Origin of the sequence: Kitasatospora aureofaciens (genome assembly GCF_001188955.3) — a bacterium.
Taxonomy (GTDB): Bacteria; Actinomycetota; Actinomycetes; order Streptomycetales; family Streptomycetaceae; genus Kitasatospora; species Kitasatospora aureofaciens.
Genome location: NZ_JPRF03000065.1, coordinates 152,961 through 165,485 on the forward strand (window position 1 = coordinate 152,961; position 12,525 = coordinate 165,485).

At 74.0% G+C, this 12,525-nt stretch carries 9 protein-coding genes, 1 tRNA gene and 2 pseudogenes; 6 read left to right on the forward strand and 6 right to left on the reverse strand.

The annotated features are described in order from the left end of the window. The first annotated feature begins 139 nt into the window (after window positions 1-139). Window positions 140-895: a Tellurium resistance gene (locus HS99_RS33795; RefSeq protein WP_030287527.1), complete on the forward strand. Its 756-nt coding sequence runs from the start codon at window positions 140-142 to the stop codon at window positions 893-895. Window positions 896-946: 51 nt separating this feature from the next. On the opposite strand, the gene HS99_RS33800 is transcribed toward HS99_RS33795, so the two are convergent. Beyond that, window positions 947-2,236 carry a TerD family protein gene (locus HS99_RS33800; protein WP_063737967.1) on the reverse strand — a complete coding sequence of 430 codons (1,290 nt, stop codon included), beginning with the start codon at window positions 2,234-2,236 and terminating at the stop codon, window positions 947-949. Window positions 2,237-2,554: 318 nt separating this feature from the next. Between HS99_RS33800 and HS99_RS33805 the strand changes: the two genes are divergently transcribed. The 3 genes from HS99_RS33805 (at window position 2,555) to HS99_RS33815 (ending at window position 7,212) form a co-directional block, all read left to right on the forward strand. Then, window positions 2,555-3,748, forward strand: coding sequence for an HpcH/HpaI aldolase/citrate lyase family protein (locus HS99_RS33805; RefSeq protein WP_030555509.1), 1,194 nt, complete (start codon window positions 2,555-2,557; stop codon window positions 3,746-3,748). Between the two features lie 138 nt (window positions 3,749-3,886). Beyond that, window positions 3,887-6,400: a phosphoribosyltransferase gene (locus tag HS99_RS33810; RefSeq protein ID WP_030288780.1), complete on the forward strand. Its 2,514-nt coding sequence runs from the start codon at window positions 3,887-3,889 to the stop codon at window positions 6,398-6,400. Next, window positions 6,400-7,212: a hypothetical protein gene (locus HS99_RS33815; protein WP_030288777.1), complete on the forward strand. Its 813-nt coding sequence runs from the start codon at window positions 6,400-6,402 to the stop codon at window positions 7,210-7,212. Before HS99_RS33810 ends, HS99_RS33815 begins: the two co-directional genes overlap by 1 nt. A 54-nt stretch (window positions 7,213-7,266) precedes the next feature. Here the strand turns inward: HS99_RS33815 and HS99_RS33820 are convergent, their stop codons facing one another. Further along, a complete protein-coding gene (locus HS99_RS33820) occupies window positions 7,267-7,497 on the reverse strand; it encodes an FmdB family zinc ribbon protein (protein WP_030288775.1) in 231 nt (76 codons plus the stop codon). Between the two features lie 22 nt (window positions 7,498-7,519). After that, window positions 7,520-8,728 (reverse strand): coiled-coil domain-containing protein, encoded by a 1,209-nt coding sequence (locus HS99_RS33825; RefSeq protein WP_232543031.1) that lies wholly within the window; start codon window positions 8,726-8,728, stop codon window positions 7,520-7,522. 313 nt (window positions 8,729-9,041) lie between these two features. Here HS99_RS33825 and HS99_RS33830 point away from each other — a divergent pair. Further along, window positions 9,042-9,116, forward strand: a tRNA-Val gene (locus HS99_RS33830). A gap of 68 nt (window positions 9,117-9,184) precedes the next feature. On the opposite strand, the pseudogene HS99_RS33835 reads toward HS99_RS33830, so the two are convergent. From HS99_RS33835 to HS99_RS48235, 3 genes and pseudogenes are all read right to left on the reverse strand, one after another. After that, window positions 9,185-9,473 (reverse strand): annotated as a pseudogene (locus HS99_RS33835) (tyrosine-type recombinase/integrase); the annotation flags it as partial. A 185-nt stretch (window positions 9,474-9,658) separates the two neighbouring features. Beyond that, on the reverse strand, window positions 9,659-10,399 hold the full coding sequence (locus HS99_RS47265; protein WP_232543046.1) for a hypothetical protein: 741 nt from the start codon (window positions 10,397-10,399) through the stop codon (window positions 9,659-9,661). A gap of 306 nt (window positions 10,400-10,705) precedes the next feature. Further along, window positions 10,706-11,161, reverse strand: a pseudogene (locus HS99_RS48235) (helix-turn-helix domain-containing protein); the annotation flags it as partial. A gap of 80 nt (window positions 11,162-11,241) precedes the next feature. Between HS99_RS48235 and HS99_RS33845 the strand changes: the two are divergent. Continuing rightward, entirely contained in the window at window positions 11,242-12,510 is a 1,269-nt protein-coding gene (locus HS99_RS33845) for a L,D-transpeptidase (protein ID WP_046385633.1), read from the forward strand. Window positions 12,511-12,525: the final 15 nt, after the last annotated feature.

Genomic DNA, 12,525 nt, shown 5'->3' on the forward strand with positions numbered 1-12,525 from the left:
GGATGGACGTGAACGGCCGTACGGGGTAAGGAAAGGGGAGGTCCGGGTATCCGTCGCCCGGGCCGATGCCCGATCATGGACCGGCGGATCGGTCGTCGGTTCGTCAGTTCGTCCGACGGTGGCAGGGGGAGAGGACTGGATGGTCTCGATCTGGGAGTACCTGCGCGGGGACAGGAGCTACACCTTCGACAATCCGGGTGCCCAGCACAAGGTCACGCTCACCAAGTCGGCGCCGCAGCACGCGCTCACCGGCTCGGCGGCCACCACCGGCTACCTCTACGTCAACCTGCACTGGACCATGCGCTCGGGCGCGACACGGCCGAGCACCCGGGACACCGTCAAGCGCTTCTTCAGCCCGCGGATCCTGAGCCCGCTGGAGCCGGACTCACCGGGGGGCAACGAGCAGGTGAACGTCGACCTCGACCTGGCCTGCATGTACGAACTCTCCGACGGCACCCGGGGCGTGGTGCAGCCGCTCGGCGAACTCTTCGGCGACCTGCGCGAACCGCCGTACATCAAGCTCAGCGGCGACGACCAGTACGGGGCGCCGTCCGGCGAGACGATGTACGTCAACCTGGAGAAGAAGGAGAAGTTCAAGCGGCTGCTGATCTTCGTCTACATCTACGACGGCACCCCGGCCTTCGAGCAGACCCACGCGGTGATAACGATCGTCCCGCAGAGCGGGCCGCGGATCGAGATCAAGCTGGACGAGCGGGCCCGGGCGGCGCGCTCCTGCGCGGTGGTGCTGATCGAGAACGCCGGGGACAACCAGCTGATGGTGCGCCGTGAGGTGCGGTACGTCAACGGGTTCCAGGCGGACATCGACCGGCTGTACGGCTTCGGGATGCAGTGGCAGCGCGGGTACAAGGGGCAGCAGCCGGGGCGCGCGGACTGAGCTCCGGCGGGGCCGTTGTGGTGCTGCGGCGGCCCCGTCGGGGTGGCTGGCTCAGTGGGGCTGGAACTGCGGGCCCTGCGGGGGCAGTGCGAACTCCTCGCTGGCCGGGGCCGGGGCCGGGGCCGGAGCTTGAGCCGGGGCCTGGGCCGAAACGGAGGGTTGCGGCGGGACGGGCGGCTGCTGGCCGGTGCCGGGCAGCTGCTGGGGCGGGTAGCCGTAGCTGCCGGGGTGCTGCTGCGAGGGAATGGGCGGGTTCGGCTGGGGGTAGCCGTAGCCGGCGCCCGGCTGGGGCTGCGGCGGGTACGGCTGGGCGGGCTGAGGGTAGCCGTAACCGGTCGATGGCTGCTGCTGCGGGTAGCCGTACCCCGTGCCCGGCTGCTGCTGGGGGTAGCCGTAGCCGCCCGGGTGGGGGGTCGGCGGGGCGGGCGGGGCCGGCGGGACGTTCGGGGGCGCGGTGGGCGGGGCCACCGGCGGGGGCGTCATGGTCGGCGGGGTGGTGGGCGGCGGGGGAGGGGTCGGCGGAGCGGCGGGCGGCGGGGTCGTCGGGCCGGTCGCGGCGGCGGCGCCGGTGTTGGCCGGGGCCGGGGCGGTCGTGGGCTGCGCCGGCGGCTGGGGGTGGGACTGGGGGTGCGGGACGGCCGGGCTCAGGGTGAAGGTGCCGGGCTCGGGCCGGGCGTCAGGGCGGGCCTCCGAGCGGGGGTCGCGCAGCGGGGTGGCGCGCGGGTCGACGGCGCCGGTGGGGCCGGAGGTGGACGCGGGCGCCGGGGCCGCAGCCGCCGCGGCCTCCTCCGCCTCGTCGTCGACGGTGATGCCGAAGTCGGTGGCCAGGCCGATCAGGCCGGAGGTGTAGCCCTGGCCGATCGCCCGGAGCTTCCAGCTGCCGTTGCGCCGGTAGAGCTCGGCCGCGACGAGCGCGGTGACGCTCTCGGCGTCCTCGATCGCGAACTCGGCGAGCGGCACCGCGCCCTCGCCGCTCGCGGCGTCGAACAGCAGCAGCCGCAGCCCGGGGACGGCGCGGAACGGGCCGCCCTCGGAGGAGCCGGCCAGCACCACCCGGTCCACCTCGACGGGCAGCTTGGCGAGCTCGACCTCGACCGTGTCGATGATCTCGGCACCGCCGGAGGTGTGCTGCTTGGGCAGGTGTCGCACCAGCCCGGAGGGGTGCCGCGGCTGGTTGTAGAAGACGAAGTCGGCGTCCGAACGGACCTTGCCGTTGGCGCCGAGCAGCAGCGCGGACGCGTCCACGTCCGGCGCACCGGGCGTGGCGCTCCAGCGCAGCACGGCGCGGACCGCCGCCGCCGGCAGTGCGATGTTGGCGCCCTTGGCCATCACGTGCGTCATAGCGGACCATCCTGCCTGTTCGCCACCGCTTCGGACAACGTGACCCGGAGCGCCTCAGCGGGGGCGGACTTTGCCAAGACTTGCGGTTGGCCGAGGTTTGCCGCGCGCGGTCCCACGACCGTCGGATGATCGTCCCCCTGGGCGCCGAGGGCGCCCGATGTTCCGGGAGTTCAGTGCCCCGGCGTGGGGAACGGCCGGAATCCGTCCGTACGATGGGCGTTCGAACAGGCCCCCGCAGGGTCGGCGGAAGGGAGTCCGCCGGCGGTGCGTCCAGGTGAAACCGCGGGCCGGAGGCCGTCCATCCCCGAGGAGACCACCTTGCGCCATTTCGGCCACCTCGCCGACGACGTCCGCGCCCGGCTGTTCCTGGAGCAGCCGCGGACGTTCACCGCGCAGAGCGAGCCCGCGGTACTCGCCACCGCCCTCGGCGGCACCCTCTACAGCCCCGCCACCAGGCCCGCACTGGCCGCCGACATCCGCAAACTGGCTGCTCGGGGCGTGGTTTCGATGGTGCTCTGCCTGGAGGACGCGATCGCCGACCACGAGGTGGACGCGGGCGAGCGGAACCTGGTCGAACAGATCGCCGACCTGGTCAGTGATTTCACCGACTGCACACAGGATCATCCACTTCTCTTCATCAGGGTTCGCACCGCCGCGCAGATCCTCGACCTGGCCGAACGACTCGGCCCCGCCGTCGGGCTGCTGAGCGGCTTCGTGCTGCCCAAGTTCACGGCCGAGGACGGCGGTGCCTACCTGGCCGCCCTCGCCGCCGCCGAGGCCGCCACCGGGCGGCGGCTGTTCGCCATGCCCGTCCTGGAATCGCCCGAACTCGCCCACCTGGAGACCAGGCGCGAGCAGCTCTTCGGCATCGCCGAGCTGCTCGCCGCCCACCGTGAACGGGTGCTCGCCGTCCGGCTCGGCGTCACCGACCTGTGCTCCGCCTACGGGCTGCGGCGCTCGCCCGACCTCACCGCGTACGACGTGGCGCTGGTCGCGGCGGTGATCGGGGACGTGGTCAACGTGCTCGGCCGGGCGGACGGCACCGGGTACACCGTGACCGGACCGGTCTGGGAGTACTTCCCGGTGCAGGAGCGGATGTTCAAGCCGCAGCTGCGCCGCACCCCGTTCGCGGCGAGCGCCGGGACGGCCCGGGCCTCCGGTGAGGAGGTCCGCCGCCGGATCATCGAGCACGACCTGGACGGGCTCATCCGCGAGGTCGAACTCGACCGCACCAACGGTCTGTTGGGCAAGACCTGCATCCATCCCAGCCACGTCCCCGCGGTGCACGCGCTCTCCGTGGTCACGCACGAGGAGTACTGCGACGCCCGCGACATCCTCCGGCAGGAGCAGGACGGCGGCGGGGTACTGCGCTCGGCGTACACGAACAAGATGAACGAGGCCCGGCCGCACCGCGCCTGGGCGGAGCGGGTGCTGCTGCGGGCGGAGGTCTTCGGGGTCGCCCGCGAGGACGTGAGCTTCGCGGAGCTCCTGTCGGCCTGTCTGTGCGGCTGACCGACCCCTGAGCGACCGAGCCCCGACCGGCCTCCGACCGACCGGCGTCCGACTGGCCTCTGACCGACTGACCTCTGACCGACTGACCTCTGACCGACACGCACGACCTGATCAGCACCATCGAAGGCGGGACCAGCAGTGACGAGCAGTATTCAGCAGACCACGTGGACCGGGCGCTGGGTCGCCGAGCGGGCCGGGGTGGCGCTGACCGGATCGGAGCGCCTGCCCGAACTCGTCGGCCTGGCCCTGCGCTCCGGCAACCCCAGGCGCGCCCACCTGCTGGTCTCCAGCGTGCTCGGCAAGCACGTCCCGCAGCGGCCCGCCGTGGTGCACGGCGCCGGGCTCGAACTCGGCCGCCGGGTCAAGGAACTGCTCGGCGACGAGGCGGCCGGGCGGGCCGTCGTGCTGGGCTACGCGGAGACGGCCACCGGCCTCGGCCACAGCGTCGCCGACGGCCTCGACGCGCCCTACCTGCACTCCACCCGCCGCGCCGTCCCCGGGATCCCCCCGCTCGGTGGCTTCGAGGAGGAACACTCGCACGCCACCGGGCACCTGCTGCTCCCCGCCGACCCCGAACTGCTGGCCGGCGGTGGCCCGTTGGTGCTGGTGGACGACGAGCTGTCGACCGGGCGGACCGTCCTCAACACCATCCGCGAACTGCACGGCCGCCACCCGCGCGACCACTACGTGCTGGTCGCCCTGGTCGACCTGCGCCCGGCCGAGGACCGGCGCCGGCTCGCCGCGGCCGCCGCCGAACTCGGCGCCCGGCTCGACGTGGTGGCCACCGCGAGCGGCGGCGTCGACCTGCCCGAGGACATCGTGGCGCGGGCCGAGCGGCTGATCGCCGCGGTGCCCCCGACCGCCCCGCCCCCGGCCGTCGACCCCGCCCCGCTGGTCCGGGTCGAACTGGACTGGCCCGCCGGGCTGCCGGACGGCGGCCGGCACGGCTTCACCGCCCGCGACCGCGAGCGGCTGGACGCCGTACTGCCGTCGTTGGCCGAGCAGTTGGCGACGGCCCTGGACGGTGCGCAGGCTCAGTCCGGCGCGGCGGAGCGGGTGCTGGTGCTCGGCTTCGAGGAGCTGATGTACGCGCCGCTGCGGCTGGCCGAGGCGCTCGGCCAGCGGCTCGGCGGCGACCGCGTCCGCTACTCCACCACCACCCGCTCGCCCGTCCTCGCCGTGGACGACCCCGGCTACGCCATTCGCACCCGGCTGGCCTTCCCCGCCCACGACGACCCGCAGGACGGCGCCCCGCGCGAGCGCTACGTCTACAACGTCGCCCCCGGCGCCGACGGGGCCCGCCGCTTCGACGCCGTGGTGCTGGTGGTGGACGACGTGGCCGACACCCCGGCCCTGTACCGGGGGGAGTACGCGCTGCTGCGCCAGCTGCGGCAGGTCACCGGCCGGGTGGTCCTCGCGGTACTGCCGTCGCACCAGCCGGCTGCCCCGTCCGGCCCGCTGCTCAGCTCGCCGTCCGGCCCGCTGTCCAGCTCGCCGTCCGGCCCGCTGCCCAGCCCGCTGTACGGCCCGGCGTTCTCCTCGTACCGCCCGGAGGACGTGGCCTGGCTGCTCAAGGACCTCTCCGGCGTCCGGCTGGAGGCCCCCACCGAGGAGCGTGAGGAGGCCGTCCAGAACGGCGGCGCGCACTACGCCGAGTCGCTGCCGGTCGAGTACCGCCCCAGCCCCGAGTACCAGGAGCTGTTCCACCGGGCGCTGCGCGGCTCCGCCGGCCGGATCGCGCTCGCCGTCGGCACCGTCGCCGAGACGCTGCTGCGCGAGCGCGGCCCCGGACTGGTGCTGGCCTCGCTGGCCCGGGCCGGGACGCCGGTCGGCATCCTGGTGCGCCGCTGGCTGGCCTTCGCCCACGGCCTGGACGTACCGCACTACGCGGTGTCGATCGTGCGCGGCCGGGGCATCGACCGGGTCGCCCTGCGCTACCTGGCGGCCCACCACCGGGCAGCGGACGTGGTGTTCGTGGACGGCTGGACCGGCAAGGGTGCGATCACCCGCGAACTCGCCGACGCCCTGGCCGGCACCGGCTTCGACCCGGACCTCGCGGTGCTCGCCGACCCCGGCCGCTGCGTGCGCACCCACGGCACCCGGGACGACTTCCTGATCCCCTCCGCCTGCCTCAACTCCACGGTCTCCGGGCTGGTTTCGCGCACCGTGCTGCGCGCCGGGCTGATCGGGCCGGACGACTTCCACGGGGCCAAGCACTACGCCGAACTGGCCGGCGGCGACGTGTCGGAGGCCTTCCTGTCCACGGTGGCCGCGTGCTTCGGCGACGTCCGCGCGGCCGCGGTCGAAGGCGCCGAGCGGCTGGCCACCGACCCGGACCGCGCCCCCGACTGGGCCGGCTGGGCCGCCGTCGAGCGGATCAGCGCCGAGTACGGGATCGACGACGTCAACCTGGTGAAGCCCGGGGTCGGCGAGACCACCCGGGTGCTGCTGCGACGCGTCCCCTGGCGGGTGCTGGCCCGACGCGGCGCCGGTGCCGACCTCGACCACGTACGCCTTCTCGCCGCGCAGCGCGGAGTCCCGGTCGAGGAGGTGGACGGGCTGCCGTACAGCTGCGTGGGCCTCGTCCACCCCCGCTACAGTCGGGGCGCGACGGGGGCCGGCGGGCTGGCCGTGCGGGGGAGGGAGTCCTGATGAGCGGTGCGCTGGTGGCCAGCGATCTCGACCGTACGCTGATCTACTCCGAGCGGGCGCTGGCCCTGGACGGCCCCGACCGGGCGGCCCCGCGGCTGCTCTGCGTCGAGGTGCTGGACGGGCGGCCGCTGTCCTACCTGACCGAGCGGGCGGCCGCGCTGCTGACCGAGCTGGGCCGCACGGCCGGCTTCGTGCCCGCCACCACCAGGACCGTCGAGCAGTACCGGCGGGTCAACCTGCCCGGCCCGCAGCCGGCTTACGCGATCTGCGCGAACGGCGGACAGCTGCTGGTGCACGGCGAGCCGGACCCGGACTGGCGCCGCGAGATCACGGCCCGGATCGCGGCCGGCTCGGCGCCGACGGAGGAGGTCGTCCGGCAGCTCGCGCTCCGCGCCGACCCGGAGTGGACCCGCAAGCGGCGGGTCGCCGACGAGCTGTTCGCCTACCTGGTCGTCGAGCGCGACCGGCTGCCCGACGGATGGCTGGCCGAACTGACCGGCTGGTGCGCCGAACACGGCTGGCGGGTCTCGCTGCAGGGCCGCAAGGTTTACGCCGTGCCGCAGCCGCTGTGCAAGAGCGCGGCGCTGGCCGAGGTCCTCCACCGCAGCGGCGCGGGCACCGTGCTGGCGGCCGGGGACTCGCTGCTGGACGCCGACCTGCTGCTCGCCGCCGACGCCGCATGGCACCCCGGGCACGGCGAACTGGCCGACTGCGGATGGACGGCCCCCGGCGTCACCGCCCTCGCGGAGGTGGGGGTGGCGGCGGGGGAGGAGATCGTCCGTCGGTTCCACGCGGCCGCTGCGGCCGGCTAGCCGCCGCGGTCGGCCAGGGCCTGCCCGGCCCTGGCCCGGGAATCTGTTCCGGTCCTAGCCGCAGCACCCGCCGCCGCAGCACCCGCCCCCGCCCGGGGCCTGCTGCTGCGGCGCGCCGCCAGCCGTGCCGCCCGCAGCGGCTCCGGTCACGGCGACGGTGGACAGCAGCTTCACGGTGTCCTGGTGGCCCTGCGGGCAGGCGGCGGGGTCATTGGCCTGCGCCATCGGGCGGCTGAGCTCGAAGGTGGCTCCGCAGGAGCGGCAGCGGAAGTCGTAGCGTGGCATACCGGCAGGGTACCGACCTCGCTCAGCGGTGCTGGCCCAGGTCTCCACGGATCAGGCCGATCACCCGCGCCGCCGTCTCCCGCACCGCCGCCAGCTCGGTCAGGAAGTACCAGTAGTCGGGGTGCCGGCCGGCCGCCTGGAGCGTCGCCACCGCCCGGTCCAGGCGGGCCACCGCCTCGTCCAGCGGCGCGGCGTGCCGCGGGTCCGGCGCGCTGCGGCCCGCCATCGCCAGGCGCTGGGCGTCCCGCACGGCGAAGCGGGCCCGCTCGACCTCCCGGTTCGGGTCGTGCTGCACCTCGTTCAGCTGCCGCAGCCGGTCGTTCACCGCCTGGACCGAGCCGTCCGCGGTGTCCAGCAGCGCGCGGACCGTACCGATCGCGGCCGTGGCGTCCGCCCAGCGCTGCTCGTCCCGGGCCCGGGCGGCCTCGGCGAGCTTGCGCTCCGCGGCCCGGCCGGCCTCGGCGACCTGCTCCGGCACCGGCTGGAGGTCCTGCCAGCAGGCGGTGCTGAACCGGCGGCGCAGCTCGCTCAGCGCCGGGTCGACGGTCGCCGCCTTGGTCTCCAGCGCCTGGATCCTGGTCCGCAGGCTCGACACCCGCCGGTCGAGCTCGCGGGCCCGCTCGGGCAGCTGGGCGGCGTCCGCGCTGATCGCCTCCGCCCGCCGCCTCACGTCCTCGGCCCGCTGCAGCGTGGCGGCCACGCCGTGCCGGGCCGCGCCCTCGTTCAGCCGCCCCAACTCGGGCGCCAGCTCGGCCAGCCGGGCCGCCGGCTCGTCGGCCCGCAACCCGGCGCCGCGGACCTCGTCCAGCGTGGTGGTGGCCTGCAACAGCGCGCGCTTGGCCTGCTCGACGGCCGGGGCGACCCGCATCAGCTGCTGCTCGGCGTGCTGGACGGTGGGCTGGAGGCGACGCAGGAAGTCGGTCAGCTCCGCGCGGGCGGAGCGCAGCTGGCCCTTCACGTCTTCCAGCAGGCGCCGCGCCTGGGCGGCGGAACCGGCGTCCAGGGCCTCGTTGTCCAGGTCATGGGCGTCGAGGGCGGCCAGGTAGTTCACCGTGACCTGCTCGACCCGGCCGGAGATCGCCGGCAACTCGGCCAGCAGCCGCTGCGCCCCCGCGCCCTCCTCGCCGGCCCGGACGGTCTCCACCGCGAGCTGCACCTCGCGCTGCGTCTCGTCCAGCTCGTAGAACGCCTCCTGCGCCGCGGCCCGGGCCTCCTGGGCCTCCGCCCGCACGCCCTCCCCGGCCCCGCGTCGACCCCACCAGCCGCCACTGCCCGCCGACGCCAGCCCCACAGCCCCCAACGCACCCGCCAGCACCACCGGCAACACCAGCGCATCGCCCAGCGCACTCCCCGCCCGACGCCGCCCCCGCTGCCCGCTCCCGCCGGCCACCGCCACTGCGCGCTCCCTGCTCGACCCGCTGATCCAGCGCCATTCTCCCCGATCCGCCCCACCCGGCGGCACCCCGGGGCCCGCCCCACACCACACCACCCCTCCGGACCAGGTACCCTAAGCTCTCGTCGTGCGCCCACCGGGCCACGACCGGGGGCGCGTAGCTCAGTGGTAGAGCGCTGCTCTTACAAAGCAGATGTCGGCGGTTCGAAACCGTCCGCGCCCACCAGCACAAAAGGCCCGCAGCGATCACGCTGCGGGCCTTTTGACTGCACTGATTGACGGCAACCGCTGATGTCAGTCGGTCTTGCGGCGCCTCTTGAGCAAGCGGTCCATGTGCCCGAGGGCCTCGCGTTGCGTCTCCTCCGAGACGTGCGTGTAGACGTTCATGGTCACGGCGATCTGGGAGTGCCCCAGGATCTCCATCACCACCCGCGGGGCGACGCCGGCGGCGAACAGGATGGTCGCGCAGCCGTGCCGCGTGTCGTGGAGGCGGATGCGCGGCAGACCGGTGTCTGCACCGGTCCGCTCCGAAGGACCGGCTGAGGTTCCGGGGCTCGAGCGGCCGGCCGGTCCGGGTGGTGAATCCGTGCCACAGGTCCGCCGGATCGAGGGGTACGTGGCGGTCGTGCACGAGAACCGGCTTGGCGATAGGCGCGGAGCGCCGCGACGCGCGGGGAGCAGGACAGCCTCACCCCCGGCGCCGATGCCCGGACGCCCGGCAGGCGCGGGTTGACGTCCTCCGCCGGCCGGTCGGCGGAGGACGTCCCGTCACTCCTGGAAGGGGCTCGGTTCCCAGGCCTTCCCGCCGGGCGGGTATCTGTACAGCGGCCGGCCCTTGAGCGCGCTGGTGCGGAAGGGCGTGCCCGCGCCGGGGCCGATGGTCAGCGTGCCCGTCCGGTTGCCGCTGGACCACTCCAGTTCCAGGTACCAGCTGACGTCATGGGAGGTGGTCGCGGCGTTGACCTCGATGACCTCCGGGTCCCGCTCGCTCACCTTGAGCGGCAGGCCGGTGCTGCCCTCGAACACCACCGGGCGGGGGTGGGCCGCGTCCAGGTCGAGGTCGTACGAGTGGACGCCGACTCCGCCGCCGCAGCCCTCGCCCATGGAGTAGGCGTTCCAGGGCAGCGGGGCCGCGATCCGGGCGATGCGGACGTTGAGGGCGGTCAGCACGACGGTGTCGCTGCCGGTGCCCTGCACGATGAGCTCGATCGACTGGTACTGGCCGGGGACCGCACCGGTCTTGGCGGCCCAGGCGGGGGCGTCCGCCACCGCGGGCGGGCGGGGGACTTCCGACGGTGGGCGGTCGATCACGTACTTGTCGCACTCGGGGTCGTCCCGGCGGGACGGGCGGACCGTGACGGTGATCGGGGCACTCGCACCCCGGTCCACGGCGCCGGTCGCCCCGGCGTCCGCCGCCGGGGCCGGAGCGGACGTGGGGTCACCGCTCGGGTGAGTCTTCAGTCCGGTGGCGACGGCCCCGAGGGCGGCGAGGATGGCGGTGGCCGTCACGGCGGCGAGTAGGCCCCGGTGTACTCGCCGCCGTGACGGCACGGCGGGGGTACGCGCAGGGGCGGCCGTCCCGATCTCCACGACGCCTTCGGCGGCCGGTCGTGCTTCCAGTTCCGGTTCGGGGACCGGACACGCGACCGGTGCCGGTGCCGGTGCCGACGCCAGTGCCGGTTCCGGTTCCGGTTCCGGTTCCGGTGCCGTCCCCGCAACCGCTGGCGGGGCCTTCGGCGCGGGGGCGGGTGCGGACGCCTGCCGGTTCCCCCGCGACGTGTGGGCGACGACCCACAGCCGGTAGAGCTCGGTGCGCTCCTCCGGGGTCGCCCGGCACAACCGCGCGAGGCGCTCCAGCGGATCGAATTCCACCGGCATCACGTCGCCGGTGCAGTAGCGGTGCAACGCGGACGTGCTCACGTGCAGTCGCTTCGCCAGCACGCCGTAACTGAGACCCGAACGGCTCTTCAGTTCCTGGAGCAGCCGTGCGATCTCCTGTGCCTCCCTCAACTCCCCGGTCCCCTCCGCACTGATCCTCCACCCGTTCGCGAACCCCCTCGGAGCCACCGCCGCGGTGATCCGGCCCGTCGCCGGCAACCGGATCGCCGGGACTCCGACCCGACGTGAGCTCCGGCAGGCAAGCACGCCGCAGACCGTCTCACGGTTCCCCCAAGGTCGCCGGCGGCGCCGGCCGCGCCATCCCGAGCCCCTGCCGGCGCGTCCCAGGAAGGTTACGTCTTCCCAGCTCAAACAGGGTAGAGGCGTCCCCACGTCCCAGATCGCCGGCCCACCGTTGCGGCGGGGACGAACCGGCGCACAAGCTGACGGCGAAACACCTGGAGGGAGCAACTGTGAGCACTGTTCGGGCGGCCCGGGCCGCGATACGCACCAACGACCGATTCCACCGCGGTGTGGTGGCGCTGGCGGTGGGCGGGGTCCTGCTGATGTCCGCGGCCTGCGGCGACGGCGACGGCCGGGACAAGGGCGCTGACGCCGCCGGCCCCGTCACCTCTGCCACCCCCGCCACGCCCGGCGCCCCCGGCGGGACGGCGGCCACGGCCGCGCCGAAGACGTCGACCGCAGTGCTGGACGTGGAGCCGAAGGACGGGGCCCGGGGAGTCGCACCGACCGCGCTCCAGGTGTCGGTGTCCCACGGCAAGCTCACCGCCGTCGACGTGACCGACAAGGACGGCAAGCCCGTCCAGGGCTCGATCACGGCGGACGGTACCGGCTGGAAGCCCGCCGCCGCGCTCGCCCCCGGCGTGGCGTACACGGTGAACGCCCAGGCCAAGGACGCCGAGGGTCTGATCGCCGCAGCCACCAGCGCCTTCACCACCGCGTTGCCCGGCAAGCAGGTGTCCACCGACGACAACATCGCTGACGGCCATACCTACGGGGTGGGCATGATCGTCAAGGTGGAGTTCAGCAGCGGGATCGTGAACAAGGACGCCGTCGCCAAGGCCATCACCTTCGAAACGGACAACGGGACGGAGGTGAAGGGCCACTGGTTCGGCGACAACCGGATCGACTTCCGCCCGGCGGACTACTGGAAGCCGAACACCAAGGTCACCGTCCACTACCGGCTGAAGAACGTCGAAGTCGCCCCCGGTGTGTGGGGCGACGTCGACAAGGACGAACCGTTCACCATCGGCCGGTCACAGGTCACCACCGCAGACGCCGCCGCGCACCAGATGACGATCAGGCGGGACGGCAAGTCCACCACCGTGCCCGCCACCCTCGGCGACGACAAGCATCCCTCCTGGGGCGGGACCATGGTCATCATGTCCAAGGAGAAGGTCACCCACATGAACTCCCAGACCGTCGGCCTGGGCGACGAGTACGACATCCCCGACGCCCCGCACGCGATGCGGCTGACGACGAGCGGCACCTACGTCCACGGGAACTACTGGTACAAGGTCGACCTGTTCGGCAAGGCCAACACGAGCCACGGCTGCGTCTCGCTCAAGGACGTGGAGGGCGGCAGCGACACTTCCCCCGCCGGGTCGTTCTTCAACAGCTCGCTGATCGGCGACGTCGTCACGGTGGTGAACACCAAGGAGAAGACCGTTTCTCCCGACAACGGCCTCGGCGGCTGGAACGTCTCCTGGGCCAACTGGTAGCACCCGCCCGCTGAG